This window comes from Ruegeria sp. AU67 (assembly GCF_900312795.1).
In the GTDB taxonomy this organism is placed as follows: Bacteria; Pseudomonadota; Alphaproteobacteria; order Rhodobacterales; family Rhodobacteraceae; genus Ruegeria; species Ruegeria atlantica.
Window position 1 is genome coordinate 54,672 of sequence record NZ_OMPH01000030.1, and the last position, 19,642, is coordinate 74,313.

General features: G+C 56.5%; 17 protein-coding genes and 2 tRNA genes. 13 read left to right on the forward strand and 6 right to left on the reverse strand.

All coding sequences use genetic code 11. From position 1 onward, the window contains the following. Positions 1–4 precede the first annotated feature (4 nt). Entirely contained in the window at positions 5–508 is a 504-nt protein-coding gene (gene mraZ, locus DK510_RS17070) for a division/cell wall cluster transcriptional repressor MraZ (protein ID WP_082637227.1), read from the reverse strand. Between the two features lie 907 nt (positions 509–1,415). Here mraZ and DK510_RS17075 point away from each other — a divergent pair. Then, positions 1,416–1,640, forward strand: a complete 225-nt coding sequence (locus tag DK510_RS17075; protein ID WP_058279568.1) for a DUF1127 domain-containing protein — start codon at positions 1,416–1,418, stop codon at positions 1,638–1,640. 408 nt (positions 1,641–2,048) lie between these two features. Here DK510_RS17075 and DK510_RS17080 read toward each other — a convergent pair whose 3' ends face one another. After that, positions 2,049–4,445, reverse strand: coding sequence for an ATP-dependent helicase (locus DK510_RS17080; RefSeq protein WP_109313116.1), 2,397 nt, complete (start codon positions 4,443–4,445; stop codon positions 2,049–2,051). Positions 4,446–4,626: 181 nt separating this feature from the next. Here DK510_RS17080 and DK510_RS17085 point away from each other — a divergent pair, with 181 nt between their 5' ends. The 4 genes from DK510_RS17085 (at position 4,627) to DK510_RS17100 (ending at position 11,630) form a co-directional block, all read left to right on the forward strand. Beyond that, on the forward strand, positions 4,627–6,411 hold the full coding sequence (locus DK510_RS17085; protein ID WP_109313117.1) for a diguanylate cyclase: 1,785 nt from the start codon (positions 4,627–4,629) through the stop codon (positions 6,409–6,411). Positions 6,412–6,450: 39 nt separating this feature from the next. Then, positions 6,451–7,608 carry an alpha-hydroxy acid oxidase gene (locus tag DK510_RS17090; protein ID WP_109313118.1) on the forward strand — a complete coding sequence of 386 codons (1,158 nt, stop codon included), beginning with the start codon at positions 6,451–6,453 and terminating at the stop codon, positions 7,606–7,608. A 124-nt stretch (positions 7,609–7,732) separates the two neighbouring features. After that, positions 7,733–11,170, forward strand: a complete 3,438-nt coding sequence (locus DK510_RS17095; RefSeq protein ID WP_109313119.1) for a pyruvate carboxylase — start codon at positions 7,733–7,735, stop codon at positions 11,168–11,170. 76 nt (positions 11,171–11,246) lie between these two features. Continuing rightward, the gene (locus tag DK510_RS17100; RefSeq protein WP_082637226.1) at positions 11,247–11,630 is read left to right on the forward strand and encodes an MAPEG family protein; all 384 of its coding nucleotides are present in this window, start codon (positions 11,247–11,249) and stop codon (positions 11,628–11,630) included. Positions 11,631–11,645: 15 nt separating this feature from the next. Here DK510_RS17100 and DK510_RS22860 read toward each other — a convergent pair whose 3' ends face one another. Then, entirely contained in the window at positions 11,646–11,798 is a 153-nt protein-coding gene (locus DK510_RS22860; protein WP_160116557.1) for a hypothetical protein, read from the reverse strand. Between the two features lie 149 nt (positions 11,799–11,947). On the opposite strand from DK510_RS22860, the gene DK510_RS17105 reads away from it, so the two are divergent. The 4 genes from DK510_RS17105 (at position 11,948) to DK510_RS17120 (ending at position 13,742) form a co-directional block, all read left to right on the forward strand. Next, positions 11,948–12,022, forward strand: a tRNA-Gly gene (locus DK510_RS17105). A gap of 35 nt (positions 12,023–12,057) precedes the next feature. Further along, a tRNA-Gly gene (locus tag DK510_RS17110) sits at positions 12,058–12,132 on the forward strand. Between the two features lie 55 nt (positions 12,133–12,187). Then, positions 12,188–13,084 (forward strand): GNAT family N-acetyltransferase, encoded by an 897-nt coding sequence (locus DK510_RS17115; RefSeq protein WP_234999119.1) that lies wholly within the window; start codon positions 12,188–12,190, stop codon positions 13,082–13,084. 55 nt (positions 13,085–13,139) lie between these two features. After that, entirely contained in the window at positions 13,140–13,742 is a 603-nt protein-coding gene (locus tag DK510_RS17120; RefSeq protein ID WP_109313120.1) for a hypothetical protein, read from the forward strand. A gap of 1 nt (position 13,743) precedes the next feature. Here the strand turns inward: DK510_RS17120 and DK510_RS17125 are convergent, their stop codons facing one another. Continuing rightward, on the reverse strand, positions 13,744–13,983 hold the full coding sequence (locus DK510_RS17125) for an Lrp/AsnC family transcriptional regulator (RefSeq protein ID WP_058274459.1): 240 nt from the start codon (positions 13,981–13,983) through the stop codon (positions 13,744–13,746). A gap of 153 nt (positions 13,984–14,136) precedes the next feature. Between DK510_RS17125 and hisB the strand changes: the two genes are divergently transcribed. Further along, positions 14,137–14,724 (forward strand): imidazoleglycerol-phosphate dehydratase HisB, encoded by a 588-nt coding sequence (gene hisB, locus DK510_RS17130; RefSeq protein ID WP_109313121.1) that lies wholly within the window; start codon positions 14,137–14,139, stop codon positions 14,722–14,724. Then, positions 14,725–15,363 carry an imidazole glycerol phosphate synthase subunit HisH gene (gene hisH / locus DK510_RS17135; RefSeq protein ID WP_109313122.1) on the forward strand — a complete coding sequence of 213 codons (639 nt, stop codon included), beginning with the start codon at positions 14,725–14,727 and terminating at the stop codon, positions 15,361–15,363. Positions 15,364–15,367: 4 nt separating this feature from the next. Here the strand turns inward: hisH and DK510_RS17140 are convergent, their stop codons facing one another. After that, a complete protein-coding gene (locus DK510_RS17140; protein ID WP_058274317.1) occupies positions 15,368–15,769 on the reverse strand; it encodes a DUF2147 domain-containing protein in 402 nt (133 codons plus the stop codon). A gap of 134 nt (positions 15,770–15,903) precedes the next feature. Here DK510_RS17140 and hisA point away from each other — a divergent pair, with 134 nt between their 5' ends. Next, positions 15,904–16,623: a 1-(5-phosphoribosyl)-5-[(5-phosphoribosylamino)methylideneamino]imidazole-4-carboxamide isomerase gene (hisA, locus tag DK510_RS17145; RefSeq protein WP_109313123.1), complete on the forward strand. Its 720-nt coding sequence runs from the start codon at positions 15,904–15,906 to the stop codon at positions 16,621–16,623. On the opposite strand, the gene DK510_RS17150 is transcribed toward hisA, so the two are convergent. After that, a complete protein-coding gene (locus DK510_RS17150; protein ID WP_058274315.1) occupies positions 16,624–17,070 on the reverse strand; it encodes a DUF302 domain-containing protein in 447 nt (148 codons plus the stop codon). Between the two features lie 244 nt (positions 17,071–17,314). Here DK510_RS17150 and DK510_RS17155 point away from each other — a divergent pair, with 244 nt between their 5' ends. Further along, positions 17,315–19,543 (forward strand): spermidine synthase, encoded by a 2,229-nt coding sequence (locus DK510_RS17155; protein WP_234999121.1) that lies wholly within the window; start codon positions 17,315–17,317, stop codon positions 19,541–19,543. Positions 19,544–19,642: the final 99 nt, after the last annotated feature.

A 19,642-nucleotide genomic window follows, 5' to 3' on the forward strand; every position in this document is an offset into this window, starting at 1 on the left:
GCCGTTACGCATCCCCGGTGCCGTCAAGGAACTCCAAAGGATCAAAGTCCTCGGGCTGTTCGTCCAACCACTCTTCGGCCGCAGCCAATTCTTCGGAATCGTAAGTTTCAGGCTTCCAAATCTGGAACGTGTCACCCGCGGCGATAAAGAATGCCTCACCTTCAAGATTGATCTTGTTGCGCAGCTTGGCCGGCAGCACCAGACGGCCGGTTTCATCCACTGTGGTCGGGAAAGATTGACCGTGGAACATGCGCTGCAACATCTTCCGCTGCATCGACCCGCGCGGCAGCGCATCGATCTTGGCATCGACCTCTTCGATCGCCTGCATAGTATAGCATTCCAAGAATTTGCGTCGGTGGTCGCCGTAGACAATTACAAGCTCAGGAGTGTCGCCGGGCTGCCAATTCGGGTCAGAGGATTCAAGCACACGGCGAAACGAGGCCGGGATCGACACCCTGCCCTTCGTATCCACCTTGTGGTGGCTTTCACCTCTAAACCTGCGCGCCAAGACGACTGTCCCTTCCGCTTGCGCCCCACTTAAAATTCACTCCCCCAGATGAAAAACGGCGGGTTGATCTGCTGCCACTGATCAACCCGCCGCATTGACCCGCTGTGCGGGATGTCCAGCTGCGCGCGCCACCTGGGGGGATGTCTGCTCGCCCGCGCGCCGGATCTCTTGATTGATGAAAGCGAGATGCCTGTATGAAACCTGTTTTTATTGGTTCGGGGTCGTTTGGCGCCCCATGTGCCTCGTCCTCATCGGATGAACTAGGGATGACATGGGAATTCATGGAAATCAACAGAAAATTTGCCGACCCTATGTTCAGAGTCACAGTTTAGCCAACGCAACTGGGAAAGAAAACCACCCCGCAGACACCAATTGTAGGTAGTTTATGTTATCAATATACTAAATAGACCAATTTCAGAGCCACCCCAAATATTCCCATAATTTCCCAGAAAATTCTCCCAGAGGTGATATTTTATGATGAGCATAGCGAAAATGGGCCACTGGGTTAACGAATCATCCCAATTTTTAACCTCAGCCACATGTGGATTCTGCGCCGCCCCAGCTGACGCCCATGAATTCCCACGATCAGAAATCATCATGTCAGCCGCCGCGCGCCTGGCCCGTCCAATACACAAAGCGCACAAGAATTGACAAACTACGCTCAAAAGACGCGCAGACACGAAAATTCAGAAAACCTTGTTGAGACCTTCCCTAGGGGAAACACTCACTGAAGGCCTTATTTTATTGGCTCGGCCAAACCCACACTGGCAACCGGTTGATATCTATGCATTTGCTGCATAGCAGCATTGACGTTGTCGGGTATTGTGCAATCGCAGCATTTGATTATTTTCAATCTCAAGCAAGCGCCGGACAACACCGGCAACAACGAATACATCGAGTAAAGCAAATGGCTGTAGCAACACAGAACACCGCGCTCAAAGGCGCACCGGCAGTTAGCCTGGCTTCGCTGTTCGAGGCGGCAAAGACCCGGTTCACCCGATATCGCGTCTATCGCCAGACGGTTCACGAACTGTCTGATCTGTCGAACCGCGAACTGGCTGATCTGGGGCTTCACCGCTCAATGATCCGCCGCCTGGCTCAGCAAGCGGCCGAAGAGCACGTCGCGCGTTAAGCGACACAGAAACATCGAGATCAGGTCCTTCCTCCTCCCTTTTGGACCTGTATTTCAGCGGCGACATCTCTCCTCCTCCCTGATGTCGCCGCCCTTAATACCGGCCTTGAACGCCGGAACGTGACACACCGGGTACTCCTCCTCCCTTTCCCGGTGTTGAAAGCGCGCGGCGACGTCTCTCCTCCTCCCTGACGTCGCCGCGTCTTCCTCATACCGGGATCAAACCCGGGTTCGGATACATCGGGGCTCTCCTCCTCCCTGCCCTGATGTTGAAAAGAACGGCGGTTCCCTCTCCTCCTCCCTGGGAACCGCCGTTTTTGTTTCTGCAGACAAGAAAAAAGCGCCGCGGTCGAAACCGGGCGCTTTTCAAAAAGATCGAGCATGTGCCGTCAGGCAAATTCCGTTTGCTTAAAACGGCACATCATCCTTGGCGGACAGAAAGCGGGAAACCACTTTTTTCAATCCAGCTTTTTCGAAATCGACCTCGACCTTGTCGCCTTCGATGCCGATCACCGCGCCATAGCCGAATTTCTGATGAAACACGCGCTCGCCAAGGGTGAAACTGGCGACCGCAGTCGCGTCAATCACCGTATTGCGGCTTTCGCGGGGTTGGGACGTTCCATACTGCCCCTGCCGGGCCTGCAATCGCCGCCAACCGGGGGAGTTATAGACATTGGCCTCGGCCGCACGGGTTTCGATACCGGCAGTCGGCTGACCACCCCCATACAGCCCCGGCGGCGTCAGAACTTCGACATGATCTTCAGGCAACTCGTCAATGAACCGCGACGGCATCGCGTTTTGCCATTGACCAAACACCCGACGATTGGCCGCAAAAGAAATCGTACAGATCTCTTCCGCGCGTGTGATTCCGACATAGGCCAATCGCCGTTCTTCCTCGAGTCCCTTGATCCCGGATTCGTCCATCGACCTTTGCGACGGGAACAACCCGTCCTCCCACCCCGGCAGGAACACGGCCGGGAACTCCAGCCCCTTTGCCGCGTGCAGGGTCATGATCGAGACTTTTGCCCCGTCCGATTCCTTCTCGTTGTCCATCACCAGGCTGACATGTTCCAAAAACCCTTGCAGATTCTCGAAATTATCCAGTTGGTTGACCAATTCCTTGAGGTTTTCCAACCGCCCCGGAGCCTCAGGCGTTTTCTCGTTCTGCCAGTGGGCCGTATAGCCGGATTCGTCCAGGATGATCTGCGCCAACTCAATATGTGACACCTCTGGCTCACCAAACCGCATCGGAGCTGTGCCGTCATCAATCACAGAATCATCGTCGACTTCGATCTTGGGCCCGCGCGTCATCGCGTTCCAACGCGCCAACCCGTCGATAAGCTCGCGCAGTGCTTTGCCGCCTTTGCCTTTGATCAGCCCATTGTCGACAGCAATCCGCGCCCCATCGACCAGCGACACGCCATTTTCCCGCGCCGTCATCTGAATCGTCTGCTGCGCCTTGTCACCAAGCCCGCGTTTCGGTGTATTCACGATCCGCTCGAAGGCCAGATCGTCGCCCGGGCTAACCACCAGCCGGAAATAGGCCATGGCGTCACGGATCTCCATCCGCTCATAGAATCGCGGGCCGCCAATGACTTTGTAAGGCAGCCCGATCGTCAGGAACCGATCCTCAAACGCCCGCATCTGGTGGCTGGCCCGCACGAGAATCGCAATTTCGTCCAGATTGAAGGGACGCGCACCACGCGTTCCCCCCTGCATCGCGTCGATCTCTTCACCGATCCAGCGCGCCTCTTCCTCGCCATCCCAGTGGCCAATTAATCGTACTTTTTCGCCATCCTGCGCATCAGTCCACAGTTCTTTGCCCAACCGGCTTTCATTGCCGCGAATTACATTGGACGCAGCCGCCAGAATATGTGGGGTTGAACGATAATTTTGTTCCAGCCGGACAACATAAGCCCCGGGAAAATCTTTCTCGAACCGCAGGATGTTGCCCACCTCGGCCCCTCGCCAACCATAAATTGACTGATCGTCATCTCCCACGCAACAAATGTTCTTGTGCGCCCCGGCCAGCAGCCGCAGCCACAGGTATTGGGCGACGTTGGTATCCTGGTATTCGTCCACAAGGATGTACCGGAACCAGCGCTGGTACTGCTCCAACACATCCTGATGGGTTTGGAAAATTGTGACCATGTGCAACAGCAGATCGCCGAAATCCACCGCGTTCAACTCGCGCAGCCGGATTTGGTACTGAGCGTATATCTCAATTCCCTTGTGGTTATAGGCGCCGGCATCGGCAGCAGGCACCTTGTCAGGCGTAAGCGCCCGGTTCTTCCAGTCATCAAGGATTCCGGCCAACATGCGCGCCGGCCAGCGTTTGTCATCGATATTGGCCGCCTGAATCAGCTGTTTGAGCAGCCGCAACTGATCATCCGTATCCAGAATGGTGAAGTTCGATTTCAGATCGACCAGTTCCGCGTGCCGTCGCAGCATCTTGACGCAGATCGAGTGGAACGTGCCCAGCCAAGGCATTCCCTCGGCTGGCTGCCCCAACAAACGGCCCACGCGGTTCTTCATCTCGCGCGCGGCCTTGTTGGTGAAAGTCACCGACAATATCTCGTTCGGGCGCGCCCGCCCGGTACTAAGCAGATGCGCGATACGCGCGGTCAGTGCCTTGGTTTTGCCCGTACCTGCGCCTGCCAGCATCAGGACAGGCCCATCCAGTCGCTCGACCGCGTCACGTTGCGCCGGGTTCAGCTCGTCCAGATAAGGCACGGGGCGCGCGGCCATGGCGCGCGCAGACAGGGATGCGCCCTCAAAGGCGTCCATTTCGTCAAAACTGCTCATCTTGCCAAACTACGCTGGATGAAGGCTGAGGGAAAGGGTTTGTTCACGCCTTGTTCGCACAGTTTTTAATGCTCTGTTACGATCAATTCTAATCAAGCGACTTGGACTGAGAACGGTTTCATTAACCATCTGTAAAACACCCGCCGCGATGATCAGTAAATTGCTGTGGGAGCGCGAAGTTATGATTCAGGATAATCGAGGGGCCGTAAAACACCGGCTGAAATGGATCGGTATCAGCATGTTGCTGATTTCTCTGACAATTGGATGCGGCTGGGGAATTTACAAATTGCCTGCGCCGCTGGTCGACAGGATGCTAAAGGTCGACATTCTCAAGCAAGCCGAGCTTTGGAAGCGCCGCGTCGTCTTGCATCTGGAGGACCCCGAGAGCGCGCTTAAGACCAGCGTGATTGATGCGCATGACGCCGAATTTCTGGCCGCGATGCCCGAAGCTTCTGATGTTTACCGCTTCAAATTGCTCGACTCGAATGGGCGTGTCACCTGGTCGACTCGTCCGACAGAGGTAGGCAGTGTTGAAAACCGTGATTTCTTTCGCAGCGACGTTGCAAGAGGAATAGTTCACTACATTCAGGAAGTTGTTCCACTGTCCGAGATCGACGGGCTTGATCTGCATACCGACAATATCCTGAACGCAACGGAGCACCATGTTGCCGAAGTCTTTATGCCGGTCGCCAAGAATGGGCGTTTCATCGGCGCCATCGAGTTCTTTACTGATATCTCCGATTTGCGCACCACGTTTATCTCGCGGCTTAGGATTTCATTGACCGTTTTAAGCGGTATCGCCTTGCTTGCGCTTGTTGCCGTGTCCTTTGCGAGCTACAGGGCGAACCGCTTGCAATTGCGGGCGCTGCAAAAACAATCCGCCAAAGAGCGTGATCTGATGGAAGATCAGCTGCGCCTTGCCCGCGAAGTACGATGGCTAGGCGAATTGAACGAGTGGCTGCAGTCCAGCCGGTCTTTGGACGAGCTGTTCGATATGGTCTCGCGCTTCATGACCCATATCCTACCCGAGGCCGAAGGCAGCGTTTACGTGTATTCCAACTCGCGCGACGTCCTGGATGGCTGTGCCAGTTGGAATGGCGGGACCCATAAGGCGCACATCCATCCCGAAGGGTGTTGGGGGCTTCGGCGTGGCCGAACCTATGAATACGGCGCGTCTGAGATCGACTTTGTCTGTGAACACGCCGAACCACATGACGGGCGACCTTATTTCTGTTTTCCGATTCTGGCGCATGAAGAGACGGTCGGCCTTCTGCATCTCCGCGCCCTTGAGGGGACAGATGAGGCGTTTCATACAAGTAAAAAGCTGGCACAGCTCAGCGCCGAACAGATCAGCATGGCGATTGCCAATGTACGGATGCGCAATCAGTTGCATGACCAGTCCGTCCGGGACCCGTTGACCGGGCTGTTCAACCGGCGGCATATGCTTGAAACCCTGCGCAAATCCATCAATCGCAGTCAGCAAACCGGAGCGCCGCTCAGCCTGATTGCCGTGGATGTCGATCATTTCAAGAAATTCAACGACACCCATGGGCATGATGCAGGTGACATGGTGTTGCGCGCAGTTGGCGCAGCGTTGGAACAGGGCTGCGATCGGGACGAGGTTGCCTGTCGCATTGGTGGCGAAGAATTCATGCTGATCCTGCCCGACAATACATCGGACGACGCAATCACCCGCGCCGAACAATTGCGGCAAGCGGTCGAGGCCGTCTCGGTGCGCTACGGTGAGAAATCCCTGCCCCGTATCACGATCTCGGTTGGGGTTTCGCATTATCCGGCACACGGCAGCATGCCGCAGGATCTGATGCGCGCCGCCGATGATGCGCTGTATGCGGCAAAGGATAAAGGTCGCAATCAAGTGCAGGTCGCCGGCAGCGGAAGTGACGCACAGCAGATTTCCCAGCTCAAAAAGCCGGTAAAAGCCGTTGGTGGGAAATCAACGGCTTAAAATCCTTGCCGAATCGCGCCTTAGGTCCGATCAATCCCCATGGACCTACATAGTCGCTTTCCCGGCATTGCCGATCTGAAACACCGCGCCCAGCGCAGGATACCTCATTTTGTATGGGAGTATCTGGACAGCGGAACCGGAGTTGAGGCCACGCTGCGCCGCAATCGCGACGGTTTGGACCGCGTCGGTTTCCTGCCGTCGATCCTGCATGGACCATTGGAATTTGACACTTCGACCGAGTTCCTGGGTCAGACCTACCCATTACCGTTCGGCGTTGCCCCGATCGGTATGGCAGGCCTGATTTGGCCTGATGCCGAAGCTCATTTGGCCCGCGCTGCCGCAAACGCCGGGCTGCCCTTTGCCCTATCCAACGTTGCCTGCCAAAGCCCCGAGGACGTCGCGCCGCATCTGGGTGACAACGCGTGGTTTCAACTTTATCCGCCAAAGGACCCGGACATCCGCAAGGACCTGCTGGATCGGGTTCGGAACGCTGGTTTTACGACGCTGGTGATGACGGCAGATGTCCCGGTTGCATCCCGGCGCGAACGTCAGACACGTTCCGGGCTGACCAATCCACCGCGGTTGACTCCACGCCTTTTGGCGCAGATCGCGATGCGGCCTGAATGGGCGCTTGGCATAGCGCGCAGCGGACCGCCGCGGATGCGGACACTGGACAAGTATACGGACAACTCCAGCAACTTGCCGCCGACGGCCCATGTTGGGTATCTGCTCCGCACGTCACCGGACATGGACTATGTTCACTGGCTGCGCGATGCCTGGGATGGCCCGCTGATTGTGAAAGGCGTGCAGCGCCCTGAAGATGCCGAGCCATTGCAGCGGGCTGGCGTCGACGCCATCTGGATATCGAATCACGGCGGACGACAATTCGATGGTGCCCCCGCCGGCATCGACGCCTTGCCTGCAATCCGCGCGGCCACAGACCTGCCCCTGATCTTCGACAGTGGGATCGAAGGTGGTCTGGACATCTTGCGTGCCAAGGCCCTTGGGGCCGATTTTGTGATGCTGGGCCGTGGCTTCATGTATGGGCTGGCCGCCCTCGGCGCCAAAGGCCCTGCCCATGTCATAGACATTTTGCGGCAGGATATGCACGCGAATATGGGTCAAATGGGGGCTGAGTCGCTGAATCACCTGCCCCCAGTCGAGCCGCTTGCCGATGCTGCGGTGCAGCGTTATTAGATAAATAGCGCCAACAGGGGGCGTTTGCGAGCGTTAACATGCCGGTTCTACCCAGAACGACTGATATACGTGCGCGTATTGTCCGCCTATCAACACGGCCAAACAAGTAGGACCGGGACTCGACATGACTGAATTCACCAAGATCCTGATCGCCAACCGAGGCGAGATTGCCATTCGCGTGATGCGCGCCGCCAATGAGATGGGCAAACGCACCGTTGCCGTCTTTGCCGAAGAAGACAAGCTGGGCTTGCATCGGTTCAAAGCGGACGAAGCCTATCGCATTGGCGAAGGGATGGGGCCTGTTGCCGCCTACCTGAGCATCGATGAGATCATCCGCGTCGCTAAAGAATGTGGGGCAGACGCGATCCATCCCGGCTATGGCCTGCTGTCCGAGAACCCGGACTTTGTCGATGCCTGCGTGCAGAACGGCATCACCTTTATAGGCCCGAAGGCGGAAACCATGCGCGCCTTGGGCGACAAGGCCAGCGCGCGCCGCGTGGCCGTCGCAGCGGGTGTGCCTGTGATCCCGGCGACAGAGGTCCTGGGCGATGACATGGATGCGATCCGGGCCGAGGCAAAAGAAATCGGTTATCCCCTGATGCTCAAGGCGTCGTGGGGTGGTGGCGGACGCGGGATGCGCCCGATCCTATCCGAGGATGAATTGGAAGAGATGGTTCTGGAAGGCCGCCGCGAGGCCGAGGCCGCGTTCGGCAATGGCGAGGGCTATCTGGAAAAGATGATCATCCGCGCGCGTCACGTCGAGGTTCAGATCCTAGGCGACAAGCATGGTGAGATCTATCACCTGTATGAACGCGACTGCTCGGTCCAGCGCCGAAACCAGAAGGTAGTCGAACGCGCTCCTGCTCCTTACCTGAGCGAAGAGCAGCGCGCCGAGATCTGCGAACTGGGTCGCAAGATTTGCGCCCATGTGAATTATGAATGCGCTGGCACTGTTGAATTCCTGATGGATATGGAAACCGGCAAGTTCTACTTCATCGAAGTGAACCCGCGTGTGCAGGTTGAACACACCGTCACCGAGGAAGTCACCGGTATCGACATCGTTCAGGCGCAAATCCTGATCGCCGAAGGCAAAACCCTTGCCGAGGCCACCGGCGCAAACAGCCAGTCGGATGTGCACCTGACCGGCCACGCGCTGCAAACCCGGATCACCACCGAGGACCCGCAGAACAACTTCATCCCCGACTACGGTCGTATCACTGCTTATCGCTCGGCCACTGGCATGGGCATCCGACTGGATGGCGGCACCGCCTATGCGGGGGGTGTGATCACGCGCTATTACGACTCGCTGCTGACCAAAGTGACTGCCAAGGCTCCGACGCCTCAGGCTGCAATTGCCCGGATGGACCGCGCCTTGCGTGAATTCCGAATTCGCGGCGTCAGCACCAATATCGACTTTGTCATCAACCTGCTCAAACACCCGACTTTCTTGTCGAATGAATATACAACCAAATTCATCGACACGACGCCGGACCTGTTCTCCTTTAAGCGCCGCCGCGACCGGGGCACCAAGGTTCTGACCTATATCGCCGACATCACGGTGAATGGTCACCCCGAGACCAAGGACCGCCCCGAACCGCGCGCTGATCTGAAAGACGCAAAGCCCCCAGCACCGAAGTTCGAGCCGCAGATGGGCGCACGCAACCTGCTGGAACAAAAAGGCCCGCAAGCCGTTGCTGATTGGATGAAGGCGCAGCGCCAGCTTCTGATCACCGACACAACCATGCGCGACGGCCACCAGTCGCTGCTGGCGACCCGGATGCGGTCGATCGACATGATCAAAGTGGCACCGACCTATGCCGCCAACCTGCCGCAGCTGTTCTCGGTTGAATGCTGGGGCGGCGCGACATTTGATGTGGCCTACCGATTCTTACAGGAATGCCCTTGGCAACGTCTGCGCGACCTGCGCGAGGCGATGCCGAACCTGATGACCCAGATGCTGCTGCGCGGCGCGAACGGGGTCGGTTACACCAATTACCCTGACAACGTTGTGCAAGAGTTCGTGCGTCAGGCATCGCAGAACATCGACTTGTTCCGTGTGTTCGACTCGTTAAACTGGGTCGAGAATATGCGCGTGGCCATGGACGCCGTAGTTGAGAACGGCAAAATCTGTGAGGGCACCGTCTGTTACACCGGTGACATTCTGGACCCGGACCGCGCCAAGTATGACCTGAAATACTATGTCGGCATGGCGAAAGAACTGCGCGATGCAGGTGCACACGTTCTGGGTCTGAAGGATATGGCGGGTCTTTTGAAACCGGCCTCGGCCAAAATCCTGATCCGCGCGCTTAAGGAAGAGGTCGGCCTGCCGATCCACTTCCACACGCATGACACCGCAGGTATCGCCAGCGCTACCATTCTCGCGGCATCCGAGGCGGGCGTGGACGCGGTGGATTGCGCGATGGACAGCTTCTCGGGCAACACTTCGCAGGCGACGCTGGGCACCGTGGTCGAAGCACTGCGCCATACCGAGCGCGACACCGGGTTGGACATCAAGGCCATCCGTGAGATCAGCGATTATTTCGAAGCGGTTCGGGAGCAATATGCGGCCTTTGAATCCAGCCTGCAGGCCCCGGCTTCTGAGGTTTACTTGCACGAGATGCCCGGCGGTCAGTTCACCAACCTCAAGGCGCAGGCGCGGTCTCTGGGACTTGAGGAGCGTTGGCACGAAGTGGCTCAGATGTACGCGGACGTAAACCAAATGTTCGGCGACATCGTGAAAGTTACACCTTCGTCGAAAGTGGTCGGTGACATGGCGTTGATGATGGTCAGCCAGAACATGACCCGTGAACAGGTCGAAAACCCGGATACCGATGTGGCCTTCCCCGACTCGGTTGTGGACATGATGCGCGGCAATTTGGGTCAACCTCCGGGCGGGTTCCCCGACACTATCGTCACGAAGGTCCTCAAGGATGAAACACCCAACACAGATCGCCCGGGCAAGGATGTCCCACCGGTTGACCTTGAAGGCACACGCGCCGAGCTGTCCCAACTTTTGGAAGGCAAAGAGGTCGATGACGAGGATCTGAACGGCTATCTGATGTATCCCAAGGTGTTCCTGGACTACATGGGGCGTCACCGGGCTTACGGTCCTGTGCGCACTCTTCCCACGCGCACCTTCTTCTATGGCATGGAACCCGGCGAAGAGATCACAGCTGAGATCGACCCCGGCAAAACACTGGAAATCCGCTGTCAGGCCATCGGTGAGACCGATGAAAAGGGCGAGGTCAAAGTGTTCTTTGAACTCAACGGCCAACCGCGCGTGATCCGGGTTCCAAACCGTCTGGTGACCTCAACCACGCAGTCCCGTCCTAAAGCCGAGGCAGGCAACCCCAACCACATCGGCGCGCCGATGCCGGGCGTGGTGGCCACTGTTGCCGTGACCGCGGGCCAGGAGGTCAAGGAAGGCGACATGCTGCTGACCATCGAAGCGATGAAGATGGAAACCGGCATCCACGCCGAGCGCGATGCGACGGTCAAGGCTGTGCATGTTCAGCCGGGCAGCCAGATTGACGCAAAGGACCTACTGGTCGAACTGGAATAAACGACCTAACCTTTTCGGGAACAAGGGCCGTTCGGGGAACCGGGCGGCCCTTTTTTGATCCTGAAAGGAGCAGACCATGCTGTCCATCACCCCAGTCTATGCCGCATTGCTGGCACTTCTCTATGTCGCGCTCAGTGTGCGGGTCATCATGCAGCGCCGCGGCGACAAGATTTCTTACGGCGATGGTGGCAACACCGATATGCTCAAAGTCATGCGCACGCATTCCAACTTTGCCGAATATGCACCGTTTGCCCTGTTGCTGATCGCCATGGTCGAGCTGCAGGGCGCCGGTGGTTGGCTGGTCAATCTGTTGGGCCTTGGCATTTTGGCCGGGCGCGTGCTGCATGCCTATGGGTTCGGCCGCAAACCGCAGATCGTGATTCTGCGCCAGATCGGCATGTTGCTGACCTTTGCCGTGATTGTGGTAGCAGCCATAGCCAGCCTTTTGATGGCGCTGTGAACTGGATGGCGGGGATTACCCCGCCAAAACCTTAGTTTCGATTCGAGGGGATTCCGTAAAAATTGATTCGACATCGCCCATTCGATTCTCGCCTTTGCCAGACACCGCCGTAGCCAGCAAAATCATCGCCGCCAGGGCCGCCATCTTCAGATCCTTAGTATACGTCATTTTCGTCACCTCCACCGTTCTTATTCTTGGATGCTCTGGTTCTGGAACGGTTAAGAGGCGCGTTTCCGTCGCAAAGAATTTTCCTCTTTTTTGTTTTTTCCGCTTGAAGCCCTGCTTGGGAATTAATACACCCCTCCTCACTCAACGGCGCGGGCGTAGCTCAGGGGTAGAGCATAACCTTGCCAAGGTTAGGGTCGGGCGTTCGAATCGCCTCGCCCGCTCCATTGAGAGACCGAAAGGTCGAAAATATGTATCTGATGCGGGCGTAGCTCAGGGGTAGAGCATAACCTTGCCAAGGTTAGGGTCGGGCGTTCGAATCGCCTCGCCCGCTCCAGATACAAACCTCTATGAACATGCTGGTTCTTTGTCTGGTGTTGCGGCATTCTCGAATGGCACGCAATCACAACAGAGGTGCGCTGATGCCAGAATACGTTATTCGCGCTTTGACTGAAAACGAAGTTCAAACGGCCGTCGATTGGGCTGGCCGGGAAGGCTGGAACCCGGGGTTACACGACGCGGTCTGCTTTCGCGGTTCCGACCCCGAAGGGTTTAAGGGCGGGTTTCTGGATGGGCAGATGATCGCATCGGCCTCTGCTGTGAATTATGACAATAACTACTCGTTTTTAGGCTTTTATATCGTGCAACCCGAATATCGCGGATCGGGATATGGGCTGCAGGTTGCCGAGGCGGTCAAGGCGCATTGCCAGCACCGGAACATGGGCATGGACGGTGTCGTCGAACAGCAGGGCAATTATCGAAAATTCGGGTTCGAGCTGGCCTATGACAATTATCGTTTTTCGGGCAGGGTTGGTGAAATTCTAGACCAGTTGGGCCGGTACCTTCACGATCAGATCACGCCCCTCAGTGCCCTGACGGATGAGCTGAAATCGTATGACCGGGGCTTGTTCCCTGCCCCGCGCGACACGTTTCTGCATGGCTGGCTGAACGCACCAAGTCATATCTCTCGGGTGTTTGAGGAAGACGGTCAGATCAAGGGCTATGCAACGCTGCGCCGGTGTCTGAGCGGGTACAAAGTTGGTCCCCTTTTTGCGGACCGCCCAGAGATCGCACAAGCCCTTTTGGTATCGCTGCTAACGACACTTCCCGCCGATCAGATCGGGTCTGAGGTCTTTATCGACATGCCCAACCCCAACGCGCGTGCTATGGCAATGGCGCAACAGTTGGGTCTGACCAAAGTCTTCGAAACAGGTCGCATGTATTCCAGCCACGCACCGGATATTGATCTGGACCGGATTTACGGCATCACAACATTCGAACTGGGGTAATTTCACCCCACACTCGACATTCCAAAAGCGCAATTGCAAAAAGGAAATCTATAGAATGCCCAGCGATACCCAAAAGCGATTGCTGCATGAGATGTTTGAGAATCTGCCAGGCGTGGTTTTCATGCTTTTGTTTCGGGCCACGGATGATATGCGATTGGCCGGGTGGATCGGCGCGGTTCTGGCCGCCTCGGTTTGCGTTACCTATGTCAGGAAAACGCTGCGTCCACAGCCCATTTTACTTGGTATCAATCTCTTCATGGTGGCGATCACGCCACTGATCGAATGCCTGATCTTGCTTGGCTATCGCGACACGGCGACGATTTTGACCCGGAACATCGCGACCCTCGTTATTATGAGCGTTTTCTTGACGGGTGTCGTTTTGACCTTGTTCAGAACGAACGGATTCCTGAACTATCAGACCAATGGGACAAAACAGAGAAACACGCACTCTGCCGTTTTGCTGATTGTCTGCGCTTTCGGTGTGGTTTGGTCGCAATTGGCCGGAAAAAACTATCTGGTCTCGCTTGGCATTCCGCTGATGGTATTGTTCGGTGTGCATCAGTTGCTCCGGGCAGGAACAACTGATCAGCAGGCGCGCAATGGCGCGATTTTGGCATGTGCCGCGCCACAAGGTTCCGTATCCGACGCTTCGGCCTGACTCAGAACGCCTTGAAGGTCATAGTAGTCAGCGAACGCTCGATATTCGGGATCACAAGCAGGTTTTCATTGATGAAATGACCGACATCGTCGGTTTCGGGGATATAGAGCTTGAGCAGCAGGTCATATTCGCCGCTGGTCGAGTAAAGCTCGGAGTGAATCTCGCGCAGCGCGATCTCTTCGGCGACCTTATAGGTGGTGCCGGGTGTGCAGCGGATCTGAATGAAAACGCAGGTGGACATGTTTTGGACCTGTTGATTGAGTTTCCGGCAGGCTGGCATGGCGCGTCACCGGGCGCAATCCCCTGCAACAGATTGCAATGAAAGCAACGCTTGGTCTGGATAAGCCGACCAATCCCCGTCTATAAGCGCGCCTGTAGCAAAAGGAATTCGCCCATGCGCAGCGCAAAGATCAGCCGTCAAACCGCCGAGACCGAGATTTCGGTCGAGGTCAATCTTGACGGAACCGGCACTTATGACAACCAAACCGGTGTTGGGTTTTTTGATCACATGCTGGACCAGCTTGCGCGCCATTCGCTGATCGACATGACGATCCGCGCCAAGGGTGATTACCACATCGACGACCACCACACGGTCGAGGATACCGGCATTGCGCTGGGTCAGGCGCTGACGCAGGCGTTGGGCGACAAGAAGGGCATCCGTCGTTACGGCGAGTGCCACCTGCCCATGGATGACGCGCAAGTACGCTGTGCTCTGGACTTGTCCGCGCGTCCATTTCTTATCTGGAACGTGGACATGCCGACACCCAAGATCGGCAACTTTGACACCGAATTGGTGCGCGAGTTCTTTCAGGCGCTCAGCACCCATGGCGGCATCACGTTGCATATTGACCAATTGCACGGCTTCAACAGCCACCACATCGCCGAGGCCGCGTTTAAGGCCGTCGCGCGTGCGTTGCGTTTGGCGGTCGAAACCGATCCGCGCAAGGCGGACGCGATTCCGTCCACGAAGGGCGCGTTGTAGATGCTGACGGCCATTATCGACTACGAAAGTGGCAATCTGCACTCGGCCGAAAAGGCGTTTCAGCGCATGGCGCGCGAGATGGACGCGGGTGAAGTTGTCGTAACCTCGGACGCGGAGGTGGTTGCCCGTGCGGACCGGCTGGTTCTACCCGGTGACGGCGCTTTTCCCGCCTGCGCGAATGAGCTGCGCGGGCACAAAGGCATCTACGACGCGATGGTCGAGGCCGTCGAACAGAAAGGCCGCCCCTTTCTGGGCATCTGCGTCGGCATGCAATTGATGGCCTCCAAGGGTCACGAATATCGCGAGACCGACGGTCTTGGCTGGGTTGCAGGTGATGTGGTGCGGATCGAGCCGTCAGATAGTGCGCTGAAAGTACCGCATATGGGCTGGAACGATCTGGTTCTGGAAAGCGAGCACCCGGTCTTTGCCGGGGTGCAATCAGGCGATCACGCCTATTTCGTGCACTCCTACCATTTCCGGGTCAACGACCCGGCGCAGCGTCTGGCCTTTGTGGATTATGGGCAGGAGGTCACGGCCGTGATCGGCCGCGACACAATGGTTGGGATGCAGTTTCACCCTGAGAAAAGTCAGGATGTGGGCCTGCGGATGATCGGGAACTTCCTGACCTGGACGCCCTGAGCGTTTACTGAACCCGCGTCCAGTCCTGCCCGCGACACACGAGACCGCCCACAGCACAGCCTTTGACGGTCAGCTTGTTCTGGCTGTCCAGCGTCATTTTCGAGCTGTAGGTCTTGTCCCGGTCCGGGGCCCAGATCTTGCCGCCGCTATAGCTGCCGCCGCCATCGGGCACCATATCCCAGATGATCTGCTTGCCGAGGTTTTCATACGCCAGCTGCTCATTACCGTCTTTGTCAAAGGCGGTGTCGATGGTGCCACAAATCGCGCTGCCGCATTCCGAAATCGAAACGTGTAGATACCCACCGGTATCCCCGGGCTGAGTCTTCCAAAGACCGTCAACCGGATCGGCCGCAAAAGCAGCGCTGGCCAATACCGCAAACCCGGCTGCAAGTGTGAATGTTTTCATGACTTCCTCCCTTATTTCTGCTCAGTCTGGCCCGGCTGGGCAATTCCGGCAAGATTGACTTGGCGTCGCGTTGCATCCCCTGCCCCGCATGTGCGATATCCCGCGCGAACAAATCAGATATAGGGCCGCCTGACATGATCCTCTACCCCGCCATCGACCTCAAAGACGGACAGGCCGTACGCCTGCTGCGTGGTGAAATGGATAAAGCAACCGTGTTCAACGACGACCCTGCAGCGCAGGCACGGGCTTTTGTCGAGGCAGGCTGTGAATGGCTGCACCTCGTCGATCTGAACGGCGCTTTCGCGGGTGAACCGGTCAACGCCGCCCCGGTTGAAGCGATCCTGAGAGAATGCAACGTGCCCGCGCAGTTGGGCGGTGGCATTCGCGACATATCCACGATCGAGACATGGATCGACAAAGGTCTGGCGCGCGTGATTCTGGGCACCGTGGCGGTCGAAAACCCCGATCTGGTGCGTGAAGCTGCCAAGGCGTTTCCGGGCAAAGTTGCTGTTGGCATCGATGCGCGCGACGGCATGGTGGCCACCAAGGGCTGGGCCGAAGAGACCAACGTAAAGGTCACCGATCTGGCCCGCAGATTCGAGGACGCAGGCGTTGCGGCCATCATCTATACCGATATCAACCGCGACGGCGCGATGCAGGGGCCGAACATCCAGGCAACGGCTGATTTGGCCCGCGCGGTGTCAATCCCCGTCATCGCCTCAGGTGGGGTCAGTTCGCTGGATGATCTGATCGCCCTGCGTGATTGTGGCGTGGCATTGGACGGCGCGATCTCGGGCCGGGCGCTTTATGATGGCGCGATTGACCTTTCCGAGGCCATTCGCGCCTTAAGCTGATCACTCGGCCGCAACCGAAGTCAGCTTGGCAAGCGCACCGCGCATCTTTTCGATGACAGGTGATTTCTCGACTTCGTCGAGCTCATCCATCGTCTCTTTCGGGTCCTCATAGGCCAGCCAGACCTGCCCGGTCTCATCTTCGTATGCCTGCACTTTGAGCGGCAGGAAAAGCCCGGCGCGCGGATCAATCTGCATCGCGGGTGTACCCAGTGCCGGGTTGCCAAAGATCAGAACCTGATTGGCGGGGATGGTCAGACCGACCTTTTCCGCACCAGCTGCATGATCGACGCGTGCAAAGACGGTCGCGCCCGCATTGCCGACGGCAGCTTCCAGGGCGTCCATCGCCTCTTGCACCGATTTGTTCGTGTTTACCTTGATGATGTCGTCAGCCATGGCAGACATCGCCCCTCCAAAAGTCAAAATTGTTGCCAATATCAGATTTCGCATATCGGGTTTCCTTCTGTAAATTTCATCCAAATTGTCTCAGCTTTTCGCGAACTTGCAATCACATCTCCGGCATCGGCGAAGCCTTGCCACGCACCCGACCCCTCGCAACTTTGAAACCCGCGCAGGCCGTCCCGTATTCGAGAACAATAACCCATTCTGACAGATATTTTACCCAGCTTGGCCCAAACTTCGTCTTAATTCGCCTGTAGCAGTTCGCAAAAGAACTCGGGCAGGGAATTCCACCGTGAGTATTACCAGCACAGAATATTCGAACAATTCTTGGTTCAGAATTGCGATCATATTCAGCTTTTGCACCACAGTTTTTGTCAGCGCTTCTCTATTGTTTTTTGTTCAGCCCCTGTTTGCCAAGCTGGTCTTGCCGCAAATTGGTGGCGCTCCTGCGGTTTGGACGACCGCTATGCTGTTCTTTCAGGTGGTTCTGATCGTTGGCTACATTTACGCCCATGTGTTGACGAAATGGATCCCCTTGCGCTGGCAGCTTGTGACTCACCTGGCACTTTGGGCGACTGCACTGACATACCTGCCCCTCTCAATTAGCGACGGCTGGAGTTATGACGCATCCAGCTCAACCGCGCTGCAAACCCTTAAGTTGTTTGCCCTGGGTGTCGGCCTGCCATTTGCGGTTCTTTCTGCGAATGCGCCATTGCTTCAGGCGTGGTATTCACGGTCCGGTGGGCCTTCGGCAGACGACCCCTATTTCCTATACAGCGCAAGTAACGTCGGTTCCTTGCTGGCTCTTTTGGCTTTTCCTTTGCTGGCAGACCCCCTTCTGGGTGCCAGTGCGACCAGTAATATTTGGTCCATCGGGTTTGTCATATTCGGTGGGTTAATGGCGATATGTGGCCTTATTGCGCTGCGCGGATCGAGCAGCGTCATTGCGCCGATCGCAGCTGATATCGCGAAGAGCACCCCAAAACTGAAGCAGATTGCAACATGGGTTTTGATCGCCTTTGTACCTTCATCGCTGATGCTTTCCTTCACCACGAAAGCAAGTACAGATCTGGGCTCAATCCCGCTTATCTGGGTTGTGCCTCTGGCAACTTACCTTCTGTCCTTCATTTTCGCCTTTGCGAAATTAAAAAGACTGAACGTCAAATCTCTGCGCATTCCTATGATCTTGGCGCTGGCGATTGGTGTGGTCCTGTTGTCCAATTTTATCGACCAACATTCGACCCCCATCGTTTTTTTGCTGTACATTCCTGTTCTATTTGTCATCGCCCTTTATGCGCACAGGTTGCTTTATGAAATGAGGCCACCAGCAGAACAACTGACAGTGTTCTACATAGCACTGTCGATAGGCGGTGCGTTCGGTGGATTGTTCAATTCGATCCTTGCCCCTTTGGCATTTGCCCAAGCAGTCGAAGCGCAGCTGACGCTGTTCTTGGCCAGCGGATTGCTCTTGATCGGAAAAGGCGCAGTGACGCCCAGGAACCTGACGATCGGCCTGATTGTCAGCTACCCGTTCCTGCTATTATTCGGGATGATCGATGGAGTAGAGCCTCTTGGACACGGCGCGCTGCGCGCGGTTTTCGCAACCACGATGCTGTTGGGTGCACTGATCCTGTTCCGTAATCAACCTGCACGTATCATAGCGATTATCGCGGCACTTATGCTGCCGGTACTTTGGCCACAAAAAGACTCATTGCTTCAAGATCGAAGCTTCTTTGGAACGCACAGGGTTTTCTCAAAAGCGGGCCTCAGAATGTATCAAAACGGGACTACACTGCACGGTTTGCAGTTGGAATCAGAAATTGGTCAAAAACCTACGCCGAAGTCTTACTACTATCCCAAAGGGCCAATGGCTCAGGTCATAACGTCTGAATTCGGACGAGGAGCCGGCAGCATCGGTATTGTCGGCCTCGGAGTTGGTGCTCTGTCCTGCTACAAGCTTCCATCACAGAAATGGGCATTCTTTGAAATCGACGCCATGGTTGACCAAGTGGCGCGCAACCCATCCCTTTTCACCTACATCTCGGAATGTGCACCAGATTCGCCAACGCATCTTGGTGACGCACGCATTGTCCTGGCGCACACAGATTATTCCTTCGATATTCTCGTCCTGGACGCATATAGTTCTGATGCTATTCCTGTGCATCTAATCACTGAAGAAGCGGTGCGGATGTATACAGAGCGACTGGCTGATGACGGAATATTGGTCTTTCACATCAGCAACCGGTACTACGATCTGGTCGACCCACTTGCGCGCATTGCAGACAAGCGTGGTCTCCACGCGGCCAAACAGTTCCATCGGATTGAACCAGGCGCCAACGAACTAGGCGCATCGGATTCCCAAGTGGTGATTATCAGCCCAGATCAGGGACGAGTCGACGGTTTTGTCCAAAATGGAAAATGGCTGCCCGTGGTTTCTGATGGGGGAGAGCCGTGGACGGACGATAAGGCAAACTTGCTGTCCGCGCTCATATTGCTCAAAGACAAGCAGCAAACGCACTAATGTGAGACAGCGTTTTCTTCCAACCCGCAGAAATTCCGCTTCAAAGGTTCAATTGACCCCGCCGTTTTCCGCAAGGTGCCTTTACGGCACTGGAAAAGG